General features: G+C 48.9%; 1 protein-coding gene and 1 pseudogene. Both read right to left on the bottom strand.

What is annotated here, in order from left to right:
* Positions 1-801, bottom strand: a pseudogene (locus KIV40_RS27745) (transglycosylase domain-containing protein); the annotation flags it as partial.
* Positions 798-1,030, bottom strand: a 233-nt coding sequence (locus KIV40_RS27740; RefSeq protein ID WP_285352412.1) for an ATP-dependent helicase C-terminal domain-containing protein, incomplete at its 5' end; no start/stop codon positions are given. The gene KIV40_RS27740 and the pseudogene KIV40_RS27745, both read right to left, overlap by 4 nt.

Below are 1,030 nucleotides of genomic sequence, written 5' to 3'. Positions count from 1 at the left end.
CTGCGTTAGCGTACTGCCCCCTTGTACCGTACGACCCGCTTTGACGTTAACCACCATGGCACGGGCAATCGCAACAGGCGATACACCATCGTGTTGATAGAAGTTTCGGTCTTCAGTCACCTATAGGGCATCGACCATCACTTCAGGGAACTGGTTTCGCTTCAAGAATAGACGCTCTTCGTCGTTGCGCTTCTCAAGCATGCCTAACATCTTAGGTTCAATGCGCAGGTAGCCCATATCCCCTTTCTTCTCTAATGACTGAATGCGCGTTAACTCATTGCCATTAAAATGCAGCATCACATGGCGATCCGCTTCTGGTCCATCAACAAACTCAAACGGTCGACGAATCAGCTCGATCTTAGTTGAAGAGGAGGAGTACTCCCCCGGGTGGCGAGGCGCACTAACCTTACGATAGTTAAGTACATCTAACTCATTGCGCACCTGCTTGATGCTGATTGGCGTACCCGGTGACAAATCCAATACGCGGGCATACACGACAGTGGGTAGATCAAAGAGTTGTCCCTCAAAACGCTGTTTAACCACAGTGTCTAGATAAATGCCCACAAATAGTAGAATGGCCGCGACTGCAAGGCCCGCCTTCCATGTAAAGCCCCACAACATCTTCAACCAACCACGATTCGCTTTACCTCGCTTGCTCGTGGTTCGCTTCTTGGCAGGGGCTCTCGGCTTTCTCGGTTTTGCTTTGGTCGATTTAGTTTGTGGCGACTTAGCTGTCGGTGATTTTTTAGTAGGTGCCTTTTTCGCTGGCCCCTTTTTTGGTGTAAACATTTTTATCATCATCGATTCAACTGTCGTTTGGTTTTAGTGGTAGCTACGTGAGTTGCTGGATCATCCGGCCAAGGATGTTTAGGGTATCGACCTTTCATCTCTTTCTGAACCTCTTTATATGCCCCAGCCCAAAAGCCCGCTAGATCTTGCGTTATTTGCAGCGGTCGCTGTGCAGGAGAAAGTAGTTCAAGGACCACTTTTTTACGCCCTTGAGCAATTAAAGGAGAGTCCTGCTCACCAA

The organism is Vibrio sp. D173a (assembly GCF_030248475.1).
This window is presented reverse-complemented; position numbering and strand designations above follow the sequence as displayed.